The organism is Streptomyces sp. TG1A-8 (genome assembly GCF_030499535.1).
GTDB lineage: Bacteria > Actinomycetota > Actinomycetes > Streptomycetales > Streptomycetaceae > Streptomyces.
Genome location: NZ_JASTLB010000001.1, coordinates 2,460,379 through 2,485,399, shown reverse-complemented (window position 1 = coordinate 2,485,399; position 25,021 = coordinate 2,460,379). Strand labels below are relative to the sequence as shown.

Here is a 25,021-nt window from a genome sequence, read left to right as displayed (position 1 = left end):
GGCTGGTAAGGCCACCGGTTCTCTCCGGCGGCGCGGCTGCCCGACGTCACCACCCAGCGTAGACACCTGGGCCCGATCGGGCCTCGGTGCTTCGCCCACGGAAAGCCTGCGGCAGGATGGATGCACCTGGTACGTACGCCTCACTCGCGCCCGTACAGAAGACAACCGCTGGAGACGCCCGGTGAGTTCCCCAGATCCACAGGTTCGCGCAGCGCGAAACCCGTCCGTCCCCTCCGCCGTGCGCGGACCCGTCGTCGCGGTCACCGGCGCCGCCACCGGGGTCGGCGCCCTGCTCACCGAGCGGCTCGCCGCCTCCGGGGAGGTCAGGCAGGTCGTCGCCATCGACGAGCGGCGCGGGGAGTGCGCGGCGGCGCGGTGGCACATCCTCGACGTGCGCGACCCCGCCATCGCGGACAAGCTGCGCGGCGTGGACGTGGTGGTGCACCTGGCGCTCGACCTCGACCTGGGGAGCGACGCGGCCGCCCGCACGGCGTACAACGTGCGGGGCACGCAGACCGTGCTGACCGCCGCGGCGGCGGCCGGGGTGCACCGGGTGGTGCTGTGCACGTCCGCGATGGTCTACGGGGCGCTGCCGGACAACGAGCTGCCGCTGTCGGAGGACGCCGAGCTGCGGGCGACGGCCGAGGCCACCGGGGTCGGCGACCTGCTGGAGGTCGAGCGGCTGGGGCGGCGCGCGCCGCGGGCGCATCCGGGGCTGAACGTGACCGTGGTGCGGCCGGCGGTCCTGGTCGGGGGCACGGACACGGCGCTGACCCGGTACTTCGAGTCGCCCCGCCTGCTCGTGGTGGCCGGCTCGCGGCCCGCCTGGCAGTTCTGCCACGTCGAGGACCTGTGCGGTGCGCTGGAGTACGCCGTCCTGGAGAAGGTGGACGGGGAGCTGGCCGTCGGCTGCGACGGATGGCTGGAGCAGGAGGAGGTCGAGGAGCTGAGCGGGATCCGGCGGATGGAGCTGCCGTCGGCGGTCGCGCTCGGCGCGGCGGCGCGGCTGCACCGGATCGGGCTCACCCCGTCCCCGGCGGGCGACCTCGCGTACACGATGTATCCCTGGGTGGTCAGCGGGAGCCGGCTGCACGACGCCGGGTGGCGGCCCCGGTGGACCAACGAGGAGGTGCTGGCCGAACTGCTGGAGGAGGTCGCCGGACGGCACACGGTCGTCGGGCGCCGGCTGGGGCGCAAGGACGCGACGGCGGCGGGGGCGGCCGGCGCGACGGTCGCCCTGCTGGGCGCCGCCGCCGTCGTGCGCCGGGCCAGGAAGGCGCGGCGGCGGCTGTGAGGCGGGAGCCACCCTCGCGCCCGCCGGGGGCCTGGGGAAGGGCCCCGAACGCCGCCCGCGCGGGACGGGCGGGCCGCGTGTACCGGGTCGTCCGCGGGGTGCGGCACCATGGGGGAATGGCACCCATGAACGATCACCCCGGTGAGCAGGCCGCGCAGGACCCCATCAAGCTGATCGGCGTCCGGGAGACCGCGCTGTCCGTGGACGAGGTGTTCCGGGCCGTCGGGGACGACGCCGCCGGCGGCGTCGCGCTGTTCGTGGGGACCGTGCGGAACCACGACTCGGGCGCCGACGTCGACGCGCTCGGCTACTCCTGCCATCCCAGCGCCGAGGCCGAGATGCGGCGGATCGCCGAGAAGGTGGCCGCCCGGTACCCGGTGCGGGCGCTGGCCGCCGTGCACCGGGTGGGGGACCTCGCGGTGGGCGATCTCGCCGTCGTCGTCGGCGTGGCGTGTCCCCACCGGGGCGAGGCCTTCGAGGCCTGCCGCGCGCTCATCGACGACCTCAAGCATGAGGTGCCCATCTGGAAGCACCAGCGGTTCTCCGACGGGTCGGAGGAATGGGTCGGCGCGTAGCGCCGTCATCGGGGGCGGTGGACGGGCGGCGGTCGGGCGGCGGGAGGCCGTCGTCGGGGCGTGTTCGGCCAACCGGATCGTCCGGTTGCGTAACCGCCCCCCTGGCGTGAGCGTTGTCCGTGCGGATGGTTAATCTGCTGATCAGTCAATTGCGGACGCTCAAGGGGTCGGGAGGCCGGCATGGCAGTGCTCGTCTGGTTGCTGGTTCCGCTTGTGGCTGCGGTCTGCGCCGGTCTGTGGGGCAGCTGGGCCAACCGGACGCGCCGGGCGCGGGCCGACGGTCCGGAGCTCGACGGGTACGCCAGGTTCCGCGAGGCCATGGAGAAGTCCCGCACGGGCGCGGGCGGCGCGTGACGGGGGTGCCCTGACGGTGCGCCGACAGGGGCGTCCCGTACTGTCGTGACATGCCACGCCGCACCGCGACGATGCTCGCCTCCACCCTGATGCTGATCGCGCTCCTGTGCGCGGGAGTGCTCATCCCCGTGCCGTACTCGGAGATGTCCCCCGGCCCGACCGTGAACACGCTCGGGGAGCACGGGGGCGAGCCGGTGCTGCAGATCTCGGGGCACAGGACGTACGCGACGGACGGGCACCTGAACATGACCACCGTCCGGGTCACCAGTGCCGACTTCCGCATGAACCTGGTGGAGGCCGTCTACGGCTGGCTGGCGCGCGACAGCAAGATCGTGCCGCACGACACCCTCTACCCGGACGGCAAGACGGAGGAGCAGTCCAGCCAGGAGAACGCCGAGGAGTTCAGCCAGTCCCAGGAGAGCGCCAAGGTCGCCGCCCTGAGGGAACTGGGCATCCCCGTGAAGTCCTGGGTGATCGTCTCCACCGTCGTCAAGGGGTCCCCGGCCGAGGGCAGGCTGCACGCCGGAGACGTGATCAAGGCCGTGGACGGCACCGCGGTGAAGCAGCCCGCCGACGTCGCGAAGCTGGTGACGCGGCACGAGCCGGGGCAGAAGGCCGTCTTCACGGTCGTGCCCGCCAAGGAGCAGGCCGCCGCCGAGAAGGGGAACGAGAAGGGGAAGGGGACGGCGCCCCGCACGCGGGACGTGACGATCACGACCGAGGTCTCCGACGACAGCGGCGCCCGGCGCGCCATCGTCGGGATCTCCGCCGGGACCGACCACACCTTCCCGTTCACCATCGACATCAAGCTCGCCGACGTCGGCGGTCCCAGCGCCGGCCTGATGTTCGCGCTGGGCATCTACGACAAGCTCACCCCCGGCAGCCTCACCGGCGGCCGGTTCGTCGCCGGCACCGGGACCATCGAGGACGACGGCACGGTCGGGCCGATCGGCGGCATCGATATGAAGACCGTCGGCGCGCGCAGCAAGGGCGCGCGGTACTTCCTCACGCCCGCCGACAACTGCGCGGCCGCCGCCAAGGACGCCCCGGGCGGCCTCACCCTCGTCAAGGTCAGGACGATCGGCGACGCGCTCGGCGCCCTGAAGGACATCCGCGGCGGCGACACCGCCGACCTGCCGAAGTGCACCGCCAAGGGCTGAGCGGTCCGGGACACGGCCGGGGCGCCCCCGCCGGCGGGGGCGCCCGCCGCGCAGCGGGCCGGCGGTGATCAGTCCTCGAACGTCGCCGCCAGGGCCTCCGCCAGGCCCGGCACCAGGTCGGGGCCCGTCAGGACCTCCGTCGGCGAGTCCTTCTCGCGCAGGCGCAGCGCCGACTCCCGGCCGCCGCCGCGCAGCACCGCGACCGTCATGCGCACCTCCTGGCGCTCGGGGTGGTCCGCCACCCACTGGGCCAGTTCGGCCTCGCCCAGGCCCTGCGGGACCTGCGCCTCCGCCGACGGGGGCAGCATCAGGCGCTCCACGGTGAGCGCGCAGCCGGTCACCGCGTCGGGCCAGGCGATGGTGCCCAGGAAGTCGTCGAGCGGCCTGTCGGTGGGCACCTCGTCCTGCTCGATCGGGGTGAGACCGGTGGTCTCGGGCTCGTCCAGGAGGCCCAGCTGGGCGGCGAGCGAGGGTTCCCGGGCCCGCAGCCGTGCGGTGTCTACGAGGGCGAAGAGGCGGGCGGGCTGGTCCCAGCCGAGGCCGGAGGCGTACTCGTCGATCTCGAGTACGGCCCGGGTGAGCGGGCTCGCCGCCATGGGAGTGTTGGACATGGTCACAATCCTGCCTCGTTCCCGGCCGGAACCGGGAACCGAGTAAACCGTGAGTAAGTTGCATAGGTGTGGGCCCGCGGTCACGGGGGGCCACGGCGGGCCCGCGAACACGAGGGCCTGACGGATCGACAGCGAACTTCGAGGTGCGCACCTTGGCTTTCCAGATGCCGGACCGCGGCGGAGGCCCGACGGGGCCACGGATCAGGGCGGGCCGCCCGTCGCGGCGGGTCAGGGCCCTGCTCGTGACACTGGGCGTCCTCGCCGTCCTCGGCATGGCGTTCACCATGTTCGCGGGCTTCTGGACGGACTGGCTGTGGTACCGGTCGGTGCACTACTCGTCCGTGTTCACCACCACCCTGTGGACCAAGATCGGGCTCTTCTTCGTCTTCGGCCTGCTGATGGCGGTCGCCGTCGGGGTGAACATCTGGCTCGCGCACCGGCTGCGGCCCCCGCTGAGCGCCATGTCCATGGAGCAGCAGAGCCTGGACCGCTACCGGATGGGCATCGCGCCGTACAAGAAGTGGATGCTGCTCGCCGTCACCGCCCTGGTCGGGCTGATCGCGGGCGCCTCGGCGTCGAGCCAGTGGCGCACCTGGCTGATGTGGGTCAACGGCGTGCCCTTCCACCAGCGGGACCCGCAGTTCCACCTCGACATCTCCTTCTACGCCTTCGACCTGCCCTGGTACCGGTTCCTGCTGGGCTTCGGCTTCGCCGCGGCGATCCTGTGCCTGATCGCCGCCGCGCTCACCCACTACCTGTACGGCGGGCTGCGCGTCACCAGTCCGGGCGCGCGCGCCACGGCCGCCGCGACCGGCCACCTGTCGGTTCTCCTCGGCGTCTTCGTGGCGCTCAAGGCGGTCGCCTACTGGCTCGACCGGTACGGCCTCGCCGTCAAGTCCAGCGACTTCAAGGCGACCGGCGACTGGACCGGCCTGCGCTACGTCGACGCCAACGCCTACCTGCCGGCCAAAACGATCCTGTTCTGCATCGCCGTCATCTGCGCGCTGCTGTTCTTCGCCACCCTGTGGCGGCGCACCTGGCAGCTGCCCGTCATCGGCTTCGGCCTGATGGTCCTGTCGGCGGTCCTGATCGGCGGGCTGTACCCCGCCATCGTGCAGAAGTTCCAGGTGCAGCCCAACGAGCAGGCCAAGGAAGCCCCGTACGTCCAGAAGAACCTCAAGGCGACGCGCGAGGCCTACGGAATCGACGACACCAAGGTCACCGAGTACGCGGGCAAGTCCGGCACCGCGGACCGCACGAAGCTGCGCGACCGGGTCGACGGCACGGCCAGCCTGCGCATCATGGACCCGAACATCGTCTCGCCGACGTTCCAGCAGCTGCAGCAGATCCGGAACTACTACGGCTTCCCGACCAACCTCGACGTCGACCGGTACAGCACCGCGGACGGCAAGGACCAGGACACCGTCCTCGGGCTGCGCGAACTGAACCTGAACGGCATCCCGAAGAACAACTGGATCAACGACCACTTCCGCTACACGCACGGCTACGGCGTGGTCGCCGCCAAGGGCACCGAGGCCGACGCCGAGGGCCGGCCGGTCTTCACCGAGCGGAACCTCCCGTCCAAGGGCGACCTCGGCACGTACCAGCAGCAGGTCTACTACGGCGAGAAGACCACCACGTACTCGATCGTCGGCGGTCCGCAGAAGGAGATCGACTACTCCGACGACGAGGGCGAGAAGACCACCAGCTACACCGGCGGGAGCGGGGTGAACCTCGGCAGCCCGCTCAACCGGGCGGCGTACGCGGTGGCGTTCAACGAGCCGCAGATCCTCTACTCCGGAGCGATCGGCAAGAGCTCGCGGATCCTGTACAACCGCACGCCCAAGGACCGCGTCGAGGCGGTCGCCCCCTGGCTGACCATCGACGGCGACGCCTACCCGGCGGTGGTGAACCACCGCATCCAGTGGATCGTGGACGCGTACACGACCTCGAACGGCTACCCGTACTCCTCCCGCACGACCCTCGGCGACACCACGGCCGACTCGCTGACCGCCACCAACACCTCGCGCACCGTGGTGGCCCAGCAGAACCGGGTCAACTACATCCGCAACTCGGTGAAGGCGACCGTCGACGCGTACACCGGCGAGGTCAAGCTCTACCAGTGGGACACCGAGGACCCGGTGCTGAAGACCTGGATGAGGGCCTTCCCCGGCACGGTCGAGCCCCGCTCGGACATCTCCGCCGCCCTGATGGCCCACCTGCGTTACCCGCAGGACCTGTTCAAGGTCCAGCGCGAGCTGCTCACCCGGTACCACGTGACGAACGCGCAGACGTTCCTCAGCGGCAGCGAGGTGTGGCAGGTGCCGGACGACCCGACCAACGACTCGCGCAGCGCGGTGCCGCCGTACTACCTGAGCATGAAGATGCCGGACCAGGACGCGCAGGCGTTCTCGCTGACGACGACGTTCACCCCGAACGGTCGGGACAACCTGAGCGCCTTCATGGCGGTCGACTCCGATCCGCGCACGGACGACTACGGCAGGATCAGGATCCTGAAACTGCCGACGAGCACCACGGTCGACGGACCCAAGCAGGTGCAGAGCCAGTTCAACTCGGAACAGGACATCGCCGAGACCATCAGCCTGCTCAGCAGGGGCCACTCGAAGGTGGAGTACGGCAACCTGCTGACCGTGCCGCTGGACGGCGGCCTGCTGTACGCGGAGCCGGTCTACGTCCGCGGCGGCGAGCTGAAGTACCCGCTGCTGCGCAAGGTGCTGGTCACCTACGAGGGCAGGACCGCCTTCGAGGACACCCTGGACGAAGCCCTCGACAAGGTGTTCGGGGTCAAGGGTTCGACCCCGCCACCGGACACCGGCACCACCAACCCGCCCGGCACCGGCGACCCGACGGTCCGCCAGGCGCTCGAAGACGCCCAGAAGGCCTTCGACGCCGGCCAGCAGGCCCTGAAGGACGGGCCCGACTGGGACGCGTACGCCAAGGCCCAGAAGGATTTGCGGGACGCGCTGCGCCAGGCCGAGCAGGCGCAGTCGAAGGCCGGCGGGACGGGCGGCGGGGACCGGGGCGGGGACGGGGGCTAATCAGGACCGCCCCGCGCCGTGGTACGGTTGCCGGACAACGGCGCGGGGTGGAGCAGCTCGGTAGCTCGCTGGGCTCATAACCCAGAGGTCGCAGGTTCAAATCCTGTCCCCGCTACTGCACTCGAAGGCCCGGATTCCGCACAGGAGTCCGGGCCTTCGTGATGTGCGAACTCTTGCACAGGGGGGAGGGAAACGGCCGCGCCGCCGTGGGGAGTTGGGCCGATTGTGTTTGACTTGTCTCTCTGTGGGCATGTCGACAAAACGCTGAAGTGACCTCACGGGCTGCGGTATTCCGGGTGTACCCAGGTTGCAGGTGGTGCGACGATGGACGTTATGGGGGACAAGGCAACTCTGTGCGCGACAGGGCGATTTGTGCAGCCGTCCGGTGAGGACCCCGCCCGCGACGAGGCGGGGGAGGCCGCGGAGGAGGTGCGCCTGCGGCTCGCGGCGGAGGCCGGCGACGCCGAGGCGGCGAGCGTCCTCGGGGCCGTGCTGCTGCGCCGCGGCGACCTCGACGGAGCCGAACCCCACCTGCGCGCCGCCACCGCCGCCGGCGACCGGGCCGCCGCCAACAACCTGGGCGTCCTGCTGCACCAGCGCGGCTACGCCGAGGAGGCCGCCGGCTGGTGGCGCATCGCCGCCGTCGCCGGCTCGGCCGCCGCCGCCCACGCGCTCGGCCGCCACCACCGCGAGCGCGGGGACGAGCCCGCCGCCGAGTACTGGCTGCGCCAGTCCGCCGAGCAGGGCCACGTGCTGGGCGCCTACGCGCTCGCCGACCTGCTGGAGCACCGCGGGGACGCGGGCGCCGAGCACTGGATGCGGGCCGCCGCCGAACGCGGGCACCGCGAGGCCGCCTACCGGCTCGCCCGCACGCTCGACCGCAGGGCCGCCGCCCGGGAGGGCGACCGCGGGTTTGGCGGTGCCGCCGGCGAGGCCGAGCAGTGGTACCGGCAGGCCGCCGCGCGCGGCCACCGGCAGGCCGCCCTGCAACTCGGCGCGATCCTGGAGAAGCGCGGCGACCTCAGGGAGGCCGGGCGCTGGTACCTGACCTCCGCCAAGGACGGGGAGCCGCGGGCCGCCTGTGCGCTCGGATTCCTGCTGCGCGACGCCGGGGACACCGAGAGCGCGGCCGTGTGGTGGCTCAGAGCCGCGCAGGACGGGGACGGCAACGCGGCCAACGCGCTGGGCGCGCTGCACGCCGAGCGCGGGGAGACGCAGACCGCCGAGCGCTGGTACCGGGCGGCGCTGACCGCCGGGGACGACAACGGCGCGTACAACCTGGCCCTGCTCTGCGCCGAGCAGGGCCGGACCGCGCAGGCCGAGCAGTGGTACCGGCACGCCGCGTACGCCGGCCACCGGGAGGCGGCGAACGCGCTGGCCATCCTGCTGCTCCAGGGCGGCGACACGACCGGCGCCGAGCCCTGGTTCGCCAAGGCGGCCGAGGCCGGGAGCGTGGACGCCGCGTTCAACCTCGGCATCCTGCACGCCGGCCGGGGCGAGGACGAGGCCGCGCTGCGCTGGTACGGGCGGGCGGCCGCGGCCGGGCACACCGAGGCCGCACTGCAGGTGGGCATCGCCCGGCTGCGCGAGGGCGAGGAGCAGGAGGCCGAGCGGTACCTGCGGTGCGCGGCCGGCGGGGGCAGCGCCGAGGCCGCGTACCGGCTGGCGACCGTGCTCGACGCGCGCCGGCCGCCGGAGCCCGCGCACGAGCTGGGCGAGAGCGCGCACGAGAAGACCGAGTGCGAGGAGTGGTACGAGCGGGCGGCCGCCCAGGGGCACCGGCGGGCCCAGGTGCGGGTCGGCATGCTCGCGGCGGCCCGGGGGGACGTGGTCGAGGCGGCGCGGTGGTACCGGGCGGCGGCGGAGGCCGGCTCGCGGAACGGGGCGTTCAACCTGGGGCTGCTGCTGGCCCGCGAGGGCAGCGAGCCGGAGGCGGCGGTGTGGTGGACTCGGGCCGCCGACGCCGGGCACGGCCGGGCGGCGCTGCGGCTGGCCCTCGTCTACGCACGTCGCGGGGAACTGGCGGAGGGGCAGCGGTGGGCCGACCGGGCGGTGGCGCTGGGGCCGGCGGAGGTGGCCGAGCGGGCGGGGCGGCTGCGGGACGCGCTGCGCGAGGAACTCTCGGCGTGAGGCCGCGCGGGCACCGGACGCGGGACACGGCTCCCCGGCCCCGCGCGCCGAGCGATTTGCTTCCCGGCGCCCCCCTCACGTAGTGTCGTACTCACCGACGCGGGGTGGAGCAGCTCGGTAGCTCGCTGGGCTCATAACCCAGAGGTCGCAGGTTCAAATCCTGTCCCCGCTACTGAAGGCCGAGGGCCGGAATCCAGAGACGGATTCCGGCCCTCGGTGCGTGCAGAGGTACCCCGTGCGGGCACGCGGCGCGGGGAACGAGAAGAGGGGGCCCGGGGCCCCCTCTTCCTGGTCTTCGGCGCCGCGTGCCCCGCGGCGTCCGCGCCCTAGGCGGCCGCGCAGTCCGGGCACAGTCCCCGGTACGTCACCTCGACGTCCGAGACCGTGAAGCCGAAGCGCTCCGTGTCCGGGAGGTCGGAGATCGGGTTGCCGGAGGGGTGCACGTCGCGGATCGCGCCGCACCGGGCGCAGACCAGGTGGTGGTGCGGCCGGTGCGCGTTCGGGTCGTACCGCTTGGCGCGCCGGTCCGTGCTCACCTCCAGCACCTCACCGAGCGACACCAGTTCGCCCAGGGTGTTGTAGACGGTCGCCCGGGAGATCTCGGGCAGCTTCGCGACGGCCCGTGCATGGACCTCGTCGGCCGTCAGGTGCACGTGCTCGCCGTCTAGGACCTCGGCCACGACGCGCCGCTGCGCGGTCATCCGCCATCCGCGTCCACGCAGCCGATCCAGAAGGTCGCTCATGGCCACCAGCCTAGCAGCCAGGGGGACCAGATTGCGAACCGATGTGATTTTGGAATGCTGTTTGACTTAGACAAAGTCCATTGTAGGATCGGCATCGGCTTTGATCGAGGGACAAGACGGCAGCATGACGCAGGAGGCGCACGTGACGCAGGGACCGCTCACCACCGAGGCCGGCGCCCCGGTGGCCGACAACCAGAACAGCGAGACCGCGGGCGTCGGCGGCCCGGTGCTCGTGCAGGACCAGCTCCTCCTGGAGAAGCTGGCCCGTTTCAACCGTGAGCGCATCCCGGAGCGCGTGGTGCACGCCCGCGGCGCCGGCGCCTACGGCACCTTCACGGTGACCGCCGACCTCACCGGGTACACGCGCGCCGCCTTCCTCTCCCGGGCCGGCAAGCAAACCGAGGTCTTCCTGCGCTTCTCGACCGTGGCCGGCAACCTGGGCGCGGCGGACGCCGTCCGCGACCCGCGCGGTTTCGCGCTGAAGTTCTACACCGAGGAGGGCAACTACGACCTCGTCGGCAACAACACCCCGGTGTTCTTCATCCGGGACGCCATCAAGTTCCCCGACTTCATCCACACCCAGAAGCGCGACCCCTACACGGGCAGCCAGGAGGCGGACAACGTCTGGGACTTCTGGAGCCTGAGCCCGGAGAGCACCCACCAGGTGACCTGGCTGTTCGGCGACCGCGGCATCCCGGCGTCGTACCGTCACATGGACGGCTTCGGTTCGCACACCTACCAGTGGAACAACGAGGCCGGCGAGGTCTTCTGGGTCAAGTACCACTTCAAGACCGACCAGGGGATCAGGAACCTCACCGCCGAGGAGGCCGACGTCCTCGCGGGCAAGGACCCCGACTCCCACCAGCGCGATCTGCGCGAGGCGATCGAGCGCGGCGAGTTCCCGAGCTGGACCGTGGGCGTGCAGGTCATGCCGGCGGCGGACGCGGCGGCCTACCGCTTCAACCCGTTCGACCTGACCAAGGTCTGGCCGCACGCGGACTACCCGGTCATGGAGATCGGCAAGCTGGAGCTGAACCGCAACCCGCGGAACGTCTTCGCCGAGGTCGAACAGTCGATCTTCAGCCCCGCGCACTTCGTGCCCGGCATCGGCCCGTCCCCGGACAAGATGCTCCAGGGCCGCCTGTTCGCGTACGGCGACGCGCACCGCTACCGCGTCGGCGTCAACGCCGACCACCTGCCGGTGAACCGCCCGCACGCCACCGAGGCGAACACGCACTCCCGTGACGGCTTCCTCTACGACGGCCGGCACGGCGGCGAGAGGAACTACGAGCCGAACAGCTTCGGCGGCCCGCAGCAGACGGGCCGGCCGCTGTGGCAGCCGTTCGACGGCTTCACGGCGGGCACCGGCAGCCACCCGACCCCGGCGCACGCCGAGGACGACGACTTCGTCCAGGCGGGCAACCTCTACCGGCTGATGAGCGAGGACGAGAAGGAGCGCCTGGTCGCCAACCTGGCGGGCTCGATCTCCCAGGTCTCGCGCGAGGACATCGCCGAGCGCGCGATCGGCAACTTCCGCAACGCGGACGCCGACTTCGGCAAGCGGCTGGAGGCGGCGGTGCGGGCGCTGCGCGGCTGAGCCGCGGAGTGGCCGGACGGGCCGGACCCCGCCGGGGTCCGGCCCGTCCGGCCACTCAGGGCACCGGTGCGGGCTCGCGGTCCGGTACCCAGCAGCGGATGATGTCGCGGACCGAGACGATGCCGGCCGGCTCGCCCCGGTCGAGCACGACCAGGTGCCGGAAGCCGCCGTGCACCATGGCGCGGGCCGCCTCCTGCAGGGACCAGGTCGGAGCGGCGAAGACGACGTCGCCGGTGGTGTGGGCGTGGATCCGCTCCGTGTCCGGGTCCTGGCCGAGACCGACGGAGGTGAGGATGTCGCGCTCGGTGAGGATGCCGACGCCGCCGGCGTCCGGGTCGTGGACGATGGCCGCGCCGACGCGGCGGGCGGACATCAGGGCGGCAGCCTGGCGGAGGGTGTGGGCGGGGCCGACGGTGAGGACCACCGTGCTCATGGCGTCACGGACGAGCATGGGATGTGACCACCTCCTGCGGGATCCCTCGAAGCGTGCGGGCCCGGCGCCGGAGGCGCCCGTGCGGCACCGCACACGTTCGCGAGGGGGATGCCCTCAGGGTGGCAGGTGAAGAGGGGGTCAACAAGGGGGCGTGCGCGGCCGGCCGAGGGCGCACGGGAGGGCCGTCGGCTCTTCAGGGGCGCCGGCCGAGATACCCCAGCAGCGCGTCGTGCAGCAGGCCGTTGGACGCGGCGGCGTCACCGCCGTGCGGGCCCGGGCGGCCGTCGAGGCCGGTGAAGGTGCCGCCGGCCTCGGTCACGATGATCGCGTTGGCGGCCATGTCCCACAGCGACAGCTCGGGCTCGGCGCAGAAGTCGACCGACCCCTCGGCGACCATCATGTACGGCCAGAAGTCACCGTACGCGCGCGTGCGCCACACCGCGCGGGTCAGGTCCAGGAAGCCGTCCAGCCGGCCCCGCTCCTCCCAGCCGGAGAGCGAGGAGTACGCGAAGGAGGCGTCCGCCAGGTCGCCGACGCGCGAGACGCGGATCCGGGACGCGGAGGCCGGGCTGCGGCCGGTGAAGGCGCCGTGCCCCTCGGCGGCCCACCAGCGGCGGCCCAGCGCGGGGGCGGAGACGACCCCGACGACCGGCCGGTGACCCCCCTCGCCCTCCTCCGTCAGGGCGACGAGGGTGGCCCAGACCGGGACGCCGCGCACGTAGTTCTTGGTGCCGTCGATCGGGTCCACGACCCAGCGGCGCGGGCCGGTGCCCTCCACGCCGTACTCCTCGCCGAGGACCGCGTCCCCGGGGCGGGCGCGCTGGAGCCGTTCCCGGACCGCCTCCTCCGCCGCCCTGTCCGCCTCGCTCACCGGCGTCATGTCCGGCTTCGTCTCCACCTTCAGGTTGAGGGCGTTGAAGCGGGCCGTGGTGGCGGCGTCGGCCGCGTCCGCGAGCTCGTGGGCCAGGCGCAGGTCGTCGAGGTAGTCCGGCATGTGACGAACCGTATCCGCCGGGACCGCCGGGGGGCCACACGGGGTCCGGAAGGCAGGGGCGCGCGCCCGGTGCCAGGCGCGGACGCGCTCATCCGGGCCGGTGGCGGACGCCGGGAGGCGCCCCCGCACGCCCCTCCGGGAACCCTTGACAGTGCGTGCGGACGCGTCAACTCTGAGCCCAGTACCACTTGTTCCAGGGAGGCGAGGATGCCCCCAGCCCGGGAATCCCTACTGGACGCCGCTTACACGGCGCTCGTGCACCGGCCGTGGTCCGCGGTGCGCATGGTCGACGTCGCCGCGGCGGCCGGGGTCTCCCGCCAGACGCTCTACAACGAGTTCGGGAGCAAGGGCGGCCTCGCCCGGGCCCTGGTGCGGCGGGAGGCCGACGGGTACCTCGCCGGCGTCGACCGGGCCCTCGCCGGCCCCGCCGAACCCCGCGGACGGCCCGCCACCGGTGCCTGGGACCGGCCCGCCGCCGCTCCGGCCCGGGGGCGGCCCACCGCCGCCGACGCGCAGGACCGGCTCACCGCCACCGCCGAGTGGACCGCCTCGGCCGCCCGGGACAACGCGCTGGTCCGGGCCCTGCTCACCGGCTGCTGGAACGAACGCCTGCCCCAGCCGGCGGTCTTCTCGGCGCCGTCCTTCCCGACCGTGCCCGCGCAGCGCCGGGTGGACGGGGCCCCGCCGTCGCCCGGGGACTTCGTGCGGACCGTGCGGGACCGGGCGGTGAAGGCGCTGACCGGGCCCGGCGCCGCGCCCTTCGACACCACCGAACTGGCCCGCTCCTGCGAACTCGTCGTCCGCCTCGCCCTGTCCTGCGTGACGGCGCCGCCGGCGGGAGAGGGCGGGGTGGCGGTGCTGGTCCGGGCGGTGCTCCAGCGGCAGCGAGCGGTGCGTTAGCCCCTGTCGCCGCACTCCGGCCGTCCGCCGGCGGGGCGGGAGCGTGGCGACAGGGGCCGGGCGGCCCGCCCCGGCCACGCCGGCGGCGCGGGACGCGGGACAGCACACCTAGTGCGCCGACCCCGACAGCTGCAGTCCGATCACGCCGATGATCACGAAGCTGATCGAGACGATCTTCAGCGTCGACACCAGGTCACCGAGGAAGACCATCCCGTAGATCGCGGTGCCCGCGGCACCGATCCCGGTCCACACCGCGTAGGCGGGGCCGACGTCGAGCTTCCTCAGCGAGAGGGTCAGCAGACCGAAGCTGCCCAGCGCGAAGGACGCGAAGGCGATCGTCGGCCACAGACGGGTGAACCCGTGCGAGAGCTTCAGGCACACGGCGAAGCCGGTCTCCAACATCCCGGCCACTATGACCAGCAGCCACGCCATGTGCTGTCCTCCCGTAGGTCCGGATCCCCGGCTCGGTGCGATTATGCACTTGCCTCACCTGCACCCGGTCAAACACGCGGTGATCAGTCGCCGTCCGTGCGCTCCCGCGTGGACAGCAGCCGGCGCAGCGAGTACAGCCGCGCGGCATCGGCGTGCCCCTCGGCCACCCACGCGTCCAGCGCGCACTCCGGCTCGTCGTGGCTGCACGCGCGCGGGCAGCCCCGCGTACCCGGTTCCAGGTCCGGGAAGGCGTGGATCACCCGCGAGGGATCGATGTGCGCCAGTCCGAAGGAGCGCACGCCCGGGGTGTCGACGACCCAGCCCTCCCCGTCCCCGAGCGGCAGCGCGAGCGCGGACGTCGTGGTGTGCCGGCCCCGGCCCGTCACCGCGTTCACATGGCCCGTGATGCGCCGCCGGTCCTGCGGGACGAGCGCGTTGACCAGGGTCGTCTTGCCGACGCCCGAGTGGCCCACGAACGCGGTGACCCTGCCGCGCAGGTGCGCGCGCACCCGGTGGGCCGCGCCACCGGTCTCCAGCTCCTCGCGGCTGGTGACGACGTGGGGGATGTCCAGGGCGCCGTACAGCTCCAGCAGTTCGTCGGGCGGGGCCAGGTCCGACTTGGTCATGACGAGCAGCGGCTCCAGACCGCCGTCGAAGGCCGCGACCAGGCAGCGGTCGATCAGGCGCGGGCGGGGTTCGGGGTCGGCCAGGGCGGTGACGATCGCCAGCTGGTCGGCGTTGGCGACCACCACCCGCTCGTACGGATCGTCGTCGTCGGCCGTGCGCCGCAGCACCGAGGAGCGCTCCCCGATCCTGACGATCCGCGCGAGGGTGTCCTTCGCGCCGGACAGGTCGCCGACCAGGGCCACCCGGTCGCCCACCACGGCCGCCTTGCGGCCCAGCTCGCGGGCCTTCATCGCCATCACCGTGCGGTCCCCGACCAGGCAGGTCAGCCGGCCCCGGTCGACGGTGAGGACCATGCCCTCGGCGGCGTCCTCGTGCTTGGGGCGGATGTGCGTGCGCGGCCGGTTGCCCTTGCGGTTCGGGCGGCTGCGGATGTCGTCCTCGTCGGTGTGCTTGCCGTAGCGGCGCATGTCCCGGTCCCGCCCGTCAGTTCCCCAGCATCCCGGTCCACAGGTCGGGGAAGTCGGGCAGCGTCTTCGCCGTCGTCGCCACGTTCTCGATCCGCACGCCCTCCACCGCCAGTCCGACGACCGCGCCGGCGGTCGCCATGCGGTGGTCCTCGTAGGTGTGGAAGACCCCGCCGTGCAGCGGGCGTGGACGGATGTGCAGGCCGTCGGCCGTCTCGGTGACGTCACCGCCCAGTTCGTTGATCTCCTTGGTGAGCGCGGCCAGCCGGTCCGTCTCGTGCAGCCGCAGGTGGGCCACGCCCCGCAGGGTCGAGGGGGAGTCGGCGAGCGCGGCGACCGCGGCGATGCCCGGGGTCAGCTCGCCGACGTCGCCGAGGTCGACGTCGATGCCGTGCACGGCACCGGAACCGGTGAACACGAGCCCCCGGTCGGTGAGTTCGCAGGAGCCCCCCATCTCGGTGAAGATCTCCCGCAGCCGGTCACCCGGCTGGGTGGTCCGCTCCGGCCAGTCCGGGATCAGCACCTTGCCGCCGGTGACCAGGGCCGCCGCCAGGAACGGCTGCGCGTTCGACAGGTCCGGCTCGACCGTCAGGTCCCGGCCGAGCAGCGCGCCCGGCGTCACCCGCCACACGTTCGGCTCGCCGCCCGACTCCGGGGTGTCCACCTGGGCGCCGACCGCGCGCAGCATGTCCACGGTCATCCGGATGTGCGGCAGGGAGGGAAGGGTGTCACCGGTGTGCCGGACCTCGACACCCTGGTTGAACCGCGGACCCGACAGCAGCAGTGCCGAGACGAACTGGGAGGACGAGGAGGCGTCGACGGACACCGGGCCGCCGTCCAGCGCCCCGCCGCCGTGCACGGTCAGCGGCAGCGCGCCCCGGCCGTCGTCGTCGATCCGGGCCCCGAGCGCCCGCAGCGCGTCGATCACCCCGTGCAGCGGACGCTCGTACGCCCGCGGGTCGCCGTCGAACCGGACCGGGCCGTCGGCCAGGGCGGCCACCGGCGGCAGGAAGCGCATCACCGTACCGGCGTTGCCGACGTCCACGGTGGCCGGACCGCGCAGGTCCGTGGGCAGCACCCGCCAGGCCTCGCCGGAGCCGTCCGGGCCCACGCCCTCCTCGATCTCGACGCCCATCGCGCGCAGCGCGCCCGCCATCAGCAGGGTGTCGCGGGAGCGCAGCGGGCGGCGCAGCCAGCCCGGCTCGGAGGCGAGGGCGGCGAGCACGAGGGCGCGGTTGGTGACCGACTTGGACCCCGGGACGTGGACCGTCGCGTCGACGGCTGCGACGGCGTGCGGGGCGGGCCAGGGATCGGGGTGTGCGGTGTTCGGGGCCATGGGACAACTCTATAAGGAGGGGCCGGCGTCAACCTTCCAGCAGCCAGCGGCCTCCGCCGATCAGCGAGCACAGCGACACCGTGTGGAACAGGAACAGCCACAGGCCCGCCGGTACGTGCGTCAGGCGCGACAACTGGTCCGCGTCCGAGTCGCCCGTGCCGCCCCGCGCCCGCTTGGCCTGCAACTCGAACGGCGGACGCACCCCGCCGAACAGCAGGAACCACACCACCGCGTACGCGAACGCCGCCTGCACCTGCGCCCCCGCCAGCCACGACACCAGCAGGAAGGCCCCGCCCGCCAGGACGACGGTCAGCACCCCGTAGGCGTTGCGGATCATCACCAGCATCGCGAGCAGCAGCGCGGTCGCCGCCCACAGCAGCAGTGTGATGCGCCCCGTGGCCAGCAGCGCGGCACCGCCGAGCCCCAGCAGCGAGGGCGCCGTGTACCCGGCGGCCGCGGTCAGGATCATGCCCAGGCCGTGGGGCCTGCCGCGGCTGAGTGTGAGACCGCTGGTGTCGGAGTGCAGGCGTATGCCGGTGAGCCGCCGGCCGGTGAGCAGGGCCACCAGGCCGTGACCGCCCTCGTGCGCGATCGTGACGGCGTTGCGGGCCACGCGCCACACGGCGTGCGGGACGACGACGGCGAGCGCGGCGGCGAGGGTGGCGAGCACCACCCACAGGCCGGGATCGGGCTGGGTGCCGGTGAGCCGGTCCCAGAGGCCGGGCAGCGCGGTGGCGGCGAGGCTGTCCATGTGTCCGAGTGGCTCCCTCTGGTCGGGTCGGCGGTGGCCGGGCGGTGGCCGGGCGGCGGCTGGGCCTGGCAGTGTGGCACGCATGTGCGGACGGTTTGCATCCAGTCGTGGGCCCGAGGATCTCGCAGAAGTCTTTGAGATCGACACGTGGGAGCCCGAGGAGACGCTGGAACCGGACTACAACGTGGCCCCGACCAAGCAGGTCCACGCGGTCCTGGAGCGTCCGCCGAAGGACGCCGGCGGGTCCGGTCCGCTCCGGCAGCTGCGCAGGCTCACGTGGGGCCTGGTGCCGTCCTGGGCCAGGACGCCCGAGGGCGGCGCCCGCATGATCAACGCCCGCGCGGAGACCGTGCACGAGAAGCCGGCCTACCGGCGCGCCTTCGCCGCCCGCCGCTGCATCCTGCCCGCCGACGGCTACTACGAGTGGGTCACCGGCGGGCAGGAGCGGGAGCTGGAGGTGCAGGGCAGGAGGAAGCGGCCCCGCAAACAGCCCTACTTCGTGCTCCCCGCCGACGGCTCGGTGTTCGCGATGGCCGGCCTGTACGAGTTCTGGCGCGACCGCACGCTGCCCGACGGCCACGCCCGGGCCTGGTGGGTCACCTGCTCGGTCATCACCACCGAGGCGGAGACCACCCCGCTGGCCGCCGCCCCCGCCGAGGGCCCGCAGTCGCTGGCCGCGATCCACCCCCGGATGCCGCTCATGCTCACCCCGGACCGCTGGGACGCCTGGCTGGACCCGGCCCGCACGGACCCGGACGGCCTGCGGGAACTGCTCGCCCCGCCCCCGCCCGGCCTGATGCGCGCCTACCCGGTCTCCACGGCCGTCAGCAACGTCCGCAACAACGGTCCGGAGCTGCTGGGGGAACTGGCGGCACCGGAAGAGGGCACACTCTTCTGACGTGACGCAACACACCATCGCGACCGCGGCGGGCACCGCCCGCATCACCTGGTACCCGGCGCGGCCGGCGCGGCTGGTGCTGGCCGTCGGCCACGGCGCCGGCGGCGGCATCGAGGCCCCGGACCTCCAGGCGCTCGCCCGCGAGCTGCCCGCGCACGGGGTCTCCGTGGCCCTGGTGGAACAGCCCTGGCGCGTCGCCGGCAGGAAGGTCGCGCCGGCGCCGAAGACCCTGGACGCCGGCTGGCGCGGCCTGTGGCCCGCGCTCACCGCGCCGGGGCTGCCGGTGGTCTCCGGCGGCCGCAGCGCCGGGGCACGGGTCGCCTGCCGGACCGCCGCCGAACTGGGCGCGCACGCCGTGCTCGCGCTCGGCTTCCCGCTGCACCCGCCGGGCAGGCCCGAGCGGTCCCGGGCGGACGAACTGCTCGGGGCCGGGGTGCCGACGCTGGTCGTCCAGGGCGGCAACGACCCCTTCGGCAAGCCCGGCGAGTTCCCCGAAGGGGACTTCGACCTGGTCGAGGTCGAGCACGGCGACCACGGGTTCGCCGTGCCCAAGCGCGCGGGGACCACGCCGGAGCGGGCGCTGGGGATCATCACCGCGGCCGTCGTGGAGTGGACCGCCTCACTCCGGTGACGGCCGGGAATGTTGCGCGGCGGGGCGCTGTTGTGCGGGGCAGAGGTGCTGGGAGCAACGGCACCGACGTCGCAGGAGAGGAAGTCCGCCGCATGGGTCCGACCACATGCCCGAGCCGCAGCAGCCGTGCCGACCTGGACTGGACGGTGCTGCACGCGGCCAAGACGGCTCCGGTTCGAGCGGCGGCTGGCACGGGTCGTGTTCTATCCTCCGAAACGAGTGGGACCGGTCTCGGTCCCGCCCGGAAATTTGAGGAGGTGGGTCCGGTCACTGGGACCGACGCAGGGACCGACGACGGCCAGGCGGAGCTGCCCGAGGGCCAGGGCGCGGGAGCGGAGGCGGACACGCGGGCGTCCGCCGAGTCGAGCGCGGAGCGCAGCGCGCGCTTCGAGCGGGACGCGCTCGAATTCCTCGACCAGATGTACTCGGCCGCGCTGCGCATGACGCGCAACCCGGCCGACGCCGAGGACCTGGTGCAGGAGACGTACGCCAAGGCGTACGCGTCCTTCCACCAGTTCCGCGAGGGCACCAACCTCAAGGCGTGGCTGTACCGGATCCTCACCAACACCTTCATCAACTCGTACCGCAAGAAGCAGCGCGAACCCCAGCGCAGCGCGGCCGAGGAGATCGAGGACTGGCAGCTCGCCCGTGCCGAGTCGCACATGTCGACCGGTCTGCGCTCCGCGGAGTCGCAGGCGCTCGACCACCTGCCCGACTCGGACGTGAAGACGGCGCTCCAGACGATCCCCGAGGAGTTCCGCATCGCCGTCTACCTCGCGGACGTGGAGGGCTTTGCCTACAAGGAGATCGCGGACATCATGGGGACACCCATCGGTACGGTGATGTCCCGGCTGCACCGGGGCCGCCGTCAGCTGCGCGGCATGCTGGAGGACTACGCCCGCGAGCGCGGACTGGTCCCCGCCGGCGCCGGAGAGGCGAACGAAGCGAAAGGCTCGGGCTCATGAGCTGCGGAGAGCCGCACGAGACGGACTGCAGTGAGGTCCTGGACCACCTGTACGAGTTCCTCGACAGCGAGATGCCGGACGTCGACCGCGACAAGTTCCAGCACCACTTCGAGGAATGCTCGCCGTGCCTGGAGAAGTACGGCCTGGAGCAGGCCGTGAAGAAGCTGGTCAAGCGGTGCTGTGGCCATGACGACGTGCCCGCCGACCTGCGGGCCAAGGTGATGGGGCGGATCGAGCTGATCCGCTCCGGGCACACCGTGCCCGAGCACGACGTGACCGTCACCACGCGGGAGAGCTGACCCCCTCCGACGGTCACCCGGCCGTGCCGGCCCGCCGGTCACGGGCCCCGGCCCCCGGCAGCCGTCCAGGGCTGCCGACCCGGACCGACGGGCCCGGGCGGCGCCCGCGGAGCCGCAGCGCCGCGCGGGCACCCGCTTCGGCCCCCCCTCTCCCTTCCCCCGCCCCCCTCCGCGGTCGCCGCGTTCGTCCGGACCCTGCGCCGCGGCAGGGGCCGGCGCCCGGTCGTCACGGCCGGCGAGCCGCCGTGCGGCCCGGGAACGCCCGTGAGGAGAAGGCGCGGGACACCGGGCCCGGCGCCCGCCGCGCGCGCTGGAGGAACTGCGCCCGGCCACCGGCGTGGACTGCGCTCCCGGGATCGTGGAGGCGCCGGCCCGGGTGTCCGCCACGGGACTGTCTGACCCCGCCCCGACGGGGTAACCCATGGGTAATGAGCGCCCGTCCTGGCGTACGTGGTTGGATGCCAGGGAGAGGGTGTCCGGGGGCACAGGCCAGCCCACTGTGCGGAACTGGAACTGGCAGGCGGGAATCGTGAGGATCTTCGGCAAGGGACGGCACCGGCCCTCCGCCTCCTGGCGGCAGGCCACGGACCGCGCGTTCACGCTCATCGGCGACGGCCGGTACGAGGACGCGGGCGAACTGCTGACCCGCGCCGCCGACCTGGAACCCTGGCTGGCGGAGTCCTGGTTCAACCTCGCCCTGCTGCACAAGTTCCGGCACGACTGGGAGCAGGCCCGCGCCGCCGGACTGCGCGCCGTGGCCCTCCTCGACCGGGGGACCGGCGCCCCCGACTGGTGGAACGTCGGCATCGCCGCCACCGCCCTGCAGGACTGGCCGCTGGCCCGCCGCGCCTGGCAGGCCTACGGGCTGAGGGTGCCCGGCGGCGCCTGCCGGCCCCGGGCCGGGACGGGCGCCGCCTCCGGCGAGCCGCTCGGCATGGAGCTGGGCAGCGCGGCCGTACGGCTGTCCCCGGAGGGGGAGGCCGAGGTCGTGTGGGGCCGCCGGCTGGACCCGGCGCGGATCGAGGTGCTGTCCATCCCGCTGCCCTCGTCCGGGCGGCGCTGGGGCGAGGTCGTGCTGCACGACGGGGTCCCGCACGGTGAGCGCACGACGTCCGACGGGCACGCCTTCCCGGTCTTCGACGAGATCGAGCTATGGGCCCCCTCACCCGTGCCCACCTGGGTGGTGCTGCTGGAGGCGGCCACCGAGGCCGACCGGGACGCCCTGGAACAGCTCGCCTCCGACGCGGGGTTCGCCGCGGAGGACTGGTCCTCTTCCGTGCGGCTGCTGTGCCGGATGTGCTCCGAGTCGCGCATGCCGTCCGACGAGGGCGACGGCGTGCACCTGGACCCGCACGACCACAGCGAGCCGGGACACCCCGGGCCGCTGGGCCACCGCACGGACGGGCAGCTGTGGGTGCCGGAGCGGGAGTGCGGGGTGGCGGCGCCGGCCTCGCTGGTCCGGGAGCTGCTGGACGGGTGGGTCGCGGACAGTCCGGACTCCCGGGACTGGCGGGACCTGGAGGAGGTCTGCTGAGGCCCGCTCGCCGCCGTGGCTCCCGCGCGGCCGGTCGTGCGGTTCCCCGCGCCCCCTCGGGGCCGCGGCACCCGTAGGCTGTAGCAGCATCATCACCCGGTTCTGAGGAAGGCATACGTCGGTCATGGCGCAGCAGGACACCGATCAGCAGCACGCGGGCGTGCTCCCCGTCGACGACGAGGGCTACGTCGTCGACACGGAGGACTGCGAGGAGCGCGAGAAGGCCTGGCGCGAGCGCGGCACCTCGCGGCCGATCACGGTCGTCGGCAACCCGGTCCTGCACAAGGAGTGCGAGGACGTCACCGAGTTCGGCGAGGAACTGGACCGGCTGGTCGCGGACATGTTCGCCAGCCAGCGCACCGCCGAGGGCGTGGGCCTGGCCGCCAACCAGATCGGGGTCGACCTGAAGGTCTTCGTCTACGACTGCCCCGACGACGAGGGCGTCCGGCACGTCGGCGTGGTCTGCAACCCCAGGCTGGTCGAACTGCCCGCCGACAGGCGCCGGCTGGACGACAGCAACGAGGGCTGCCTGTCCGTGCCGACGGCGTACGCACCGCTCGCGCGCCCGGACTACGCCGAGGTGACCGGCCAGGACGAGAAGGGCAACCCGATCAGGGTCCGCGGCACCGGTTACTTCGCCCGCTGCCTGCAGCACGAGACGGACCACCTGTACGGACACCTCTACATCGACCGCCTGTCCAAGCGCGAACGCAAGGACGCCCTGCGGCAGATGGCCGAGAACGAGCCGCGCTACCCCGTGGTCCCGAACGACTGAGACCCGCGCCGGAGCGGTCACGACGCGCTCCGGTGCCGGCCCGCGGCGCCCCGCCGGGATCCCTCCCGGTGGGGCGCCGTTCATCTCCGTTCCCACGGCGACCGGTTGTGGTGCCGAACGAGACGGGCGCGGGGACACGCGACGGCGCGCGTCCGGCACGGAGGGGTGCGCGCCGCCCTGCGGCCGAGGGGGGAGCGCTCGTGCACGCTTCCCCGCACGGGCTGGTGCTGAAGCCCGTGCTCCGGTGGGCGGGGCCCGCCGGCACCGGCGCGCGCTCAGGCGGCCCGGGGGCCGCGGAACGCGCGCCGGTAGCCGTTCGGGGTGGTGCCCAGCGCGCGGACGAACTGGTGGCGCAGCGCGGCCGCGGTGCCGAACCCGGTGCGCGCGGCGATCGCGTCCATGGTCTCGTCGGTGCCCTCCAGCAGCTCCTGCGCCAGCAGCACCCGCTGGCGCAGGATCCAGCGGTACGGCGTGGTTCCGGTCTCCTGCTGGAAGCGGCGCGCGAAGGTGCGCGGCGCCATGTGGGCGCGGGCGGCGAGCTGTTCGACGGTGACCTCCTGGTCCAGGTGCTCCTCCATCCACACCAGCACCTCTCCCACGGTGTCGCAGGACGCCCTCGGCAGCGGCCGTTCGACGTACTGCGCCTGGCCGCCGTCCCGGTGCGGCGGCACCACCATCCGCCGGGCGATCTTGTTGGCGACCTCCGGGCCCTGTTCCTTGCGGACCAGGTGCAGGCAGGCGTCGATGCCGGCCGCGGTGCCGGCGGAGGTGATCACCGGGTCCGCGTCGACGTAGAGCACGTCCGGCTCGACGGTCAGCCGCGGATGGCGCCGGGCGAGCTGCTCGACGTGGTGCCAGTGCACCGCGCACCGCCGCCCGTCCAGCAGCCCGGCGGCGGCCAGCACGAACACCCCGGAGCAGACGCTGAGCACCCGGGCACCGCGGTCGACGGCCCGCCGCAGGGCGTCCAGCAGCTCCTCGGGGTACTCCCGCTCCGCGTAACCGTCGCCGGCCGGCACGGCTATCAGGTCGGCCTCCTCCAGCCGTTCCAGGCCGTACGGCGTCGACACCGTGAACCCGCAGTGGGTGCCCAGGGCGGGGCCCTCGGCGGAGACCACGGCGAAGTCGTACACCGGCAGGCCCTCGTCGCTGCGGTCGATCCCGAACACCTCGCAGACCACGCCCAGTTCGAAGGGGTGCGCTCCGTCCAGCAGCACGGCGGCCACGTTCTTCAGCATGCTGCCAGTGTGCCGCACCACTGGCAGTAAATCGAGGTGGTACGGCAGTCCTGCCACTCCCGGACAGGACCGTCCGGCGCGACAGTGGTGTCCATGAACGGAAACCAGATCGAAGGCCTGATCGGCATGCTCGTCACGTTCGGCATCCTGGTCCTCCTGGCCCTCCCGTCCGTGCTCGGTGCCCTGCGCGACAGGCGCGTGGACCGGCGGATAAGGGAGGCCCAGGAGGCCCGGGCGGCATCACCCGAAGGCGGTGGGGATCAGAAGTCCTCGTCCAGGTCGACGGTGCCCTCCACCGCCACCTGGTACGCCGAGGGACGCCGCTCGAAAAAGTTGGTCAGCTCCTGAACGCCCTGCAGCTCCATGAAGGCGAACGGGTTCTCCGAGCCGTACACCGGGGCGAAGCCCAGGCGCGTGAGGCGCTGGTCGGCGACGCACTCCAGGTACTGCCGCATCGACTCGGTGTTCATGCCCGGCAGGCCGTCACCGCACAGGTCGCGCGCGAACCGCAGCTCGGCCTCGACGGCCTCCCGGAGCATGTCGGTGACCTGCTGCCGGAGCCGGTCGTCGAAGAGGTCCGGCTCCTCCTTGCGGACAGTGTCGACCACGTCGAAGGCGAAGGACATGTGCATGGTCTCGTCGCGGAACACCCAGTTGGTGCCCGTGGCCAGACCGTGCAGCAGGCCCCGGCTGCGGAACCAGTAGACGTACGCGAAGGCGCCGTAGAAGAACAACCCCTCGATGCACGCCGCGAAGCAGATCAGGTTCAGCAGGAAGCGGCGCCGGTCCGCCTTCGTCTCCAGGCGTTCCAGCTTCTCGACCTCGTTGATCCACCGGAAGCAGAACCCGGCCTTCTCGCGGATCGACGGGATGTTCTCGACGGCCGCGAAGGCGGCGGCGCGGTCGTCCGGGTCGGGCAGGTAGGTGTCCAGCAGCGTCAGGTAGAACTGGACGTGCACGGCCTCCTCGAACAGCTGGCGCGACAGGTACAGGCGCGCCTCCGGGGAGTTGATGTGCTTGTAGAGGGTCAGCACCAGGTTGTTCGCGACGATCGAGTCGCCCGTCGCGAAGAAGGCCACCAGGCGGCCGATCAGGTGCTGCTCGGCCGGCGTCAGCCGGGCGAGGTCGGCGACGTCCGAGTGGAGGTCGACCTCCTCGACGGTCCAGGTGTTCTTGATGGCGTCCCGGTAGCGCTCGTAGAAGTCCGGGTAGCGCATCGGG

General features: G+C 73.1%; 24 protein-coding genes and 2 tRNA genes. 16 read left to right on the top strand and 10 right to left on the bottom strand.

Translation table 11 applies throughout. The features are described 5' to 3' along the window. Nucleotides 1-181 precede the first annotated feature (181 nt). The 4 genes from QQY24_RS10420 to QQY24_RS10405 all read left to right on the top strand — a co-directional run bounded on the left by QQY24_RS10420 (nucleotide 182) and on the right by QQY24_RS10405 (nucleotide 3,383). The gene (locus QQY24_RS10420; RefSeq protein ID WP_301972388.1) at nucleotides 182-1,294 is read left to right on the top strand and encodes an SDR family oxidoreductase; all 1,113 of its coding nucleotides are present in this window, start codon (nucleotides 182-184) and stop codon (nucleotides 1,292-1,294) included. Nucleotides 1,295-1,410: 116 nt separating this feature from the next. Beyond that, nucleotides 1,411-1,869: a molybdenum cofactor biosynthesis protein MoaE gene (locus tag QQY24_RS10415; protein ID WP_301972387.1), complete on the top strand. Its 459-nt coding sequence runs from the start codon at nucleotides 1,411-1,413 to the stop codon at nucleotides 1,867-1,869. 180 nt (nucleotides 1,870-2,049) lie between these two features. Next, on the top strand, nucleotides 2,050-2,223 hold the full coding sequence (locus tag QQY24_RS10410) for a hypothetical protein (protein WP_301972386.1): 174 nt from the start codon (nucleotides 2,050-2,052) through the stop codon (nucleotides 2,221-2,223). Nucleotides 2,224-2,273: 50 nt separating this feature from the next. Next, nucleotides 2,274-3,383: a PDZ domain-containing protein gene (locus tag QQY24_RS10405; RefSeq protein WP_301972385.1), complete on the top strand. Its 1,110-nt coding sequence runs from the start codon at nucleotides 2,274-2,276 to the stop codon at nucleotides 3,381-3,383. Nucleotides 3,384-3,451: 68 nt separating this feature from the next. Here QQY24_RS10405 and QQY24_RS10400 read toward each other — a convergent pair whose 3' ends face one another. Then, nucleotides 3,452-3,994, bottom strand: coding sequence for a PPA1309 family protein (locus QQY24_RS10400; RefSeq protein WP_301972384.1), 543 nt, complete (start codon nucleotides 3,992-3,994; stop codon nucleotides 3,452-3,454). A gap of 164 nt (nucleotides 3,995-4,158) precedes the next feature. Here QQY24_RS10400 and QQY24_RS10395 point away from each other — a divergent pair, with 164 nt between their 5' ends. The 4 genes from QQY24_RS10395 (at nucleotide 4,159) to QQY24_RS10380 (ending at nucleotide 9,355) form a co-directional block, all read left to right on the top strand. Next, complete coding sequence (locus QQY24_RS10395) at nucleotides 4,159-7,053, top strand: UPF0182 family protein (RefSeq protein ID WP_301976202.1); 2,895 nt, start codon at nucleotides 4,159-4,161, stop codon at nucleotides 7,051-7,053. A gap of 41 nt (nucleotides 7,054-7,094) precedes the next feature. After that, nucleotides 7,095-7,168 (top strand) — tRNA-Met (locus QQY24_RS10390). Between the two features lie 209 nt (nucleotides 7,169-7,377). Beyond that, nucleotides 7,378-9,183 (top strand): sel1 repeat family protein, encoded by a 1,806-nt coding sequence (locus QQY24_RS10385; protein ID WP_301972383.1) that lies wholly within the window; start codon nucleotides 7,378-7,380, stop codon nucleotides 9,181-9,183. 98 nt (nucleotides 9,184-9,281) lie between these two features. Then, nucleotides 9,282-9,355: transfer RNA gene (locus QQY24_RS10380), tRNA-Met, on the top strand. A 154-nt stretch (nucleotides 9,356-9,509) separates the two neighbouring features. On the opposite strand, the gene QQY24_RS10375 is transcribed toward QQY24_RS10380, so the two are convergent. Continuing rightward, nucleotides 9,510-9,926, bottom strand: a complete 417-nt coding sequence (locus QQY24_RS10375; protein WP_301972382.1) for a Fur family transcriptional regulator — start codon at nucleotides 9,924-9,926, stop codon at nucleotides 9,510-9,512. Nucleotides 9,927-10,068: 142 nt separating this feature from the next. Between QQY24_RS10375 and QQY24_RS10370 the strand changes: the two genes are divergently transcribed. Then, on the top strand, nucleotides 10,069-11,523 hold the full coding sequence (locus QQY24_RS10370) for a catalase (RefSeq protein WP_301972381.1): 1,455 nt from the start codon (nucleotides 10,069-10,071) through the stop codon (nucleotides 11,521-11,523). 55 nt (nucleotides 11,524-11,578) lie between these two features. On the opposite strand, the gene QQY24_RS10365 is transcribed toward QQY24_RS10370, so the two are convergent. Beyond that, nucleotides 11,579-11,974, bottom strand: coding sequence for a cyclic nucleotide-binding/CBS domain-containing protein (locus QQY24_RS10365; RefSeq protein ID WP_301972380.1), 396 nt, complete (start codon nucleotides 11,972-11,974; stop codon nucleotides 11,579-11,581). Nucleotides 11,975-12,149: 175 nt separating this feature from the next. Next, entirely contained in the window at nucleotides 12,150-12,950 is an 801-nt protein-coding gene (gene hisN, locus QQY24_RS10360) for a histidinol-phosphatase (RefSeq protein ID WP_301972379.1), read from the bottom strand. Nucleotides 12,951-13,157: 207 nt separating this feature from the next. Between hisN and QQY24_RS10355 the strand changes: the two genes are divergently transcribed. After that, nucleotides 13,158-13,850 (top strand): TetR/AcrR family transcriptional regulator, encoded by a 693-nt coding sequence (locus tag QQY24_RS10355; RefSeq protein WP_301972378.1) that lies wholly within the window; start codon nucleotides 13,158-13,160, stop codon nucleotides 13,848-13,850. Between the two features lie 108 nt (nucleotides 13,851-13,958). On the opposite strand, the gene QQY24_RS10350 is transcribed toward QQY24_RS10355, so the two are convergent. From QQY24_RS10350 to QQY24_RS10335, 4 genes are all read right to left on the bottom strand, one after another. Continuing rightward, entirely contained in the window at nucleotides 13,959-14,282 is a 324-nt protein-coding gene (locus QQY24_RS10350) for a multidrug efflux SMR transporter (RefSeq protein ID WP_301972377.1), read from the bottom strand. Nucleotides 14,283-14,365: 83 nt separating this feature from the next. Further along, on the bottom strand, nucleotides 14,366-15,376 hold the full coding sequence (gene rsgA / locus QQY24_RS10345; protein ID WP_301972376.1) for a ribosome small subunit-dependent GTPase A: 1,011 nt from the start codon (nucleotides 15,374-15,376) through the stop codon (nucleotides 14,366-14,368). Nucleotides 15,377-15,392: 16 nt separating this feature from the next. Then, nucleotides 15,393-16,709, bottom strand: a complete 1,317-nt coding sequence (gene aroA / locus QQY24_RS10340; protein ID WP_301972375.1) for a 3-phosphoshikimate 1-carboxyvinyltransferase — start codon at nucleotides 16,707-16,709, stop codon at nucleotides 15,393-15,395. 28 nt (nucleotides 16,710-16,737) lie between these two features. Beyond that, on the bottom strand, nucleotides 16,738-17,460 hold the full coding sequence (locus QQY24_RS10335; protein WP_301972374.1) for a M50 family metallopeptidase: 723 nt from the start codon (nucleotides 17,458-17,460) through the stop codon (nucleotides 16,738-16,740). Nucleotides 17,461-17,542: 82 nt separating this feature from the next. On the opposite strand from QQY24_RS10335, the gene QQY24_RS10330 reads away from it, so the two are divergent. The 6 genes from QQY24_RS10330 to def all read left to right on the top strand — a co-directional run bounded on the left by QQY24_RS10330 (nucleotide 17,543) and on the right by def (nucleotide 22,562). Beyond that, nucleotides 17,543-18,358 carry an SOS response-associated peptidase gene (locus tag QQY24_RS10330; RefSeq protein ID WP_301972373.1) on the top strand — a complete coding sequence of 272 codons (816 nt, stop codon included), beginning with the start codon at nucleotides 17,543-17,545 and terminating at the stop codon, nucleotides 18,356-18,358. A 1-nt stretch (nucleotide 18,359) separates the two neighbouring features. Next, nucleotides 18,360-18,989, top strand: coding sequence for an alpha/beta family hydrolase (locus QQY24_RS10325; protein WP_301972372.1), 630 nt, complete (start codon nucleotides 18,360-18,362; stop codon nucleotides 18,987-18,989). 257 nt (nucleotides 18,990-19,246) lie between these two features. Beyond that, entirely contained in the window at nucleotides 19,247-19,954 is a 708-nt protein-coding gene (locus QQY24_RS10320; RefSeq protein WP_301972371.1) for a sigma-70 family RNA polymerase sigma factor, read from the top strand. Beyond that, entirely contained in the window at nucleotides 19,951-20,253 is a 303-nt protein-coding gene (gene rsrA, locus QQY24_RS10315; protein ID WP_301972370.1) for a mycothiol system anti-sigma-R factor, read from the top strand. The genes QQY24_RS10320 and rsrA overlap by 4 nt, the downstream gene beginning before the upstream one ends. A 529-nt stretch (nucleotides 20,254-20,782) precedes the next feature. Continuing rightward, a complete protein-coding gene (locus QQY24_RS10310) occupies nucleotides 20,783-21,787 on the top strand; it encodes a hypothetical protein (protein ID WP_301976201.1) in 1,005 nt (334 codons plus the stop codon). A gap of 124 nt (nucleotides 21,788-21,911) precedes the next feature. Next, nucleotides 21,912-22,562 (top strand): peptide deformylase, encoded by a 651-nt coding sequence (gene def / locus QQY24_RS10305; RefSeq protein ID WP_301972369.1) that lies wholly within the window; start codon nucleotides 21,912-21,914, stop codon nucleotides 22,560-22,562. A 275-nt stretch (nucleotides 22,563-22,837) separates the two neighbouring features. Here the strand turns inward: def and QQY24_RS10300 are convergent, their stop codons facing one another. Both QQY24_RS10300 and QQY24_RS10295 read right to left on the bottom strand, forming a co-directional pair. Beyond that, nucleotides 22,838-23,800 (bottom strand): GlxA family transcriptional regulator, encoded by a 963-nt coding sequence (locus QQY24_RS10300; RefSeq protein WP_301972368.1) that lies wholly within the window; start codon nucleotides 23,798-23,800, stop codon nucleotides 22,838-22,840. A gap of 260 nt (nucleotides 23,801-24,060) precedes the next feature. Further along, a complete protein-coding gene (locus QQY24_RS10295; RefSeq protein ID WP_301976200.1) occupies nucleotides 24,061-25,017 on the bottom strand; it encodes a ribonucleotide-diphosphate reductase subunit beta in 957 nt (318 codons plus the stop codon). Nucleotides 25,018-25,021 lie beyond the last annotated feature (4 nt).

Coding starts and splice junctions, on each gene's coding strand:
- QQY24_RS10415 (WP_301972387.1), top strand. CDS start 1,411: ATGGCACCCATGAACGATCACCCCGGTGAGCAGGCCGCGCAGGACCCC.
- QQY24_RS10410 (WP_301972386.1), top strand. CDS start 2,050: ATGGCAGTGCTCGTCTGGTTGCTGGTTCCGCTTGTGGCTGCGGTCTGC.
- QQY24_RS10405 (WP_301972385.1), top strand. CDS start 2,274: ATGCCACGCCGCACCGCGACGATGCTCGCCTCCACCCTGATGCTGATC.
- QQY24_RS10400 (WP_301972384.1), bottom strand. CDS start 3,994: ATGTCCAACACTCCCATGGCGGCGAGCCCGCTCACCCGGGCCGTACTC.
- QQY24_RS10395 (WP_301976202.1), top strand. CDS start 4,159: ATGCCGGACCGCGGCGGAGGCCCGACGGGGCCACGGATCAGGGCGGGC.
- QQY24_RS10385 (WP_301972383.1), top strand. CDS start 7,378: ATGGACGTTATGGGGGACAAGGCAACTCTGTGCGCGACAGGGCGATTT.
- QQY24_RS10375 (WP_301972382.1), bottom strand. CDS start 9,926: ATGAGCGACCTTCTGGATCGGCTGCGTGGACGCGGATGGCGGATGACC.
- QQY24_RS10365 (WP_301972380.1), bottom strand. CDS start 11,974: ATGCTCGTCCGTGACGCCATGAGCACGGTGGTCCTCACCGTCGGCCCC.
- hisN (WP_301972379.1), bottom strand. CDS start 12,950: ATGCCGGACTACCTCGACGACCTGCGCCTGGCCCACGAGCTCGCGGAC.
- QQY24_RS10355 (WP_301972378.1), top strand. CDS start 13,158: ATGCCCCCAGCCCGGGAATCCCTACTGGACGCCGCTTACACGGCGCTC.
- QQY24_RS10350 (WP_301972377.1), bottom strand. CDS start 14,282: ATGGCGTGGCTGCTGGTCATAGTGGCCGGGATGTTGGAGACCGGCTTC.
- rsgA (WP_301972376.1), bottom strand. CDS start 15,376: ATGCGCCGCTACGGCAAGCACACCGACGAGGACGACATCCGCAGCCGC.
- aroA (WP_301972375.1), bottom strand. CDS start 16,709: ATGGCCCCGAACACCGCACACCCCGATCCCTGGCCCGCCCCGCACGCC.
- QQY24_RS10335 (WP_301972374.1), bottom strand. CDS start 17,460: ATGGACAGCCTCGCCGCCACCGCGCTGCCCGGCCTCTGGGACCGGCTC.
- QQY24_RS10330 (WP_301972373.1), top strand. CDS start 17,543: ATGTGCGGACGGTTTGCATCCAGTCGTGGGCCCGAGGATCTCGCAGAA.
- rsrA (WP_301972370.1), top strand. CDS start 19,951: ATGAGCTGCGGAGAGCCGCACGAGACGGACTGCAGTGAGGTCCTGGAC.
- def (WP_301972369.1), top strand. CDS start 21,912: ATGGCGCAGCAGGACACCGATCAGCAGCACGCGGGCGTGCTCCCCGTC.
- QQY24_RS10300 (WP_301972368.1), bottom strand. CDS start 23,800: ATGCTGAAGAACGTGGCCGCCGTGCTGCTGGACGGAGCGCACCCCTTC.
- QQY24_RS10295 (WP_301976200.1), bottom strand. CDS start 25,017: ATGCGCTACCCGGACTTCTACGAGCGCTACCGGGACGCCATCAAGAAC.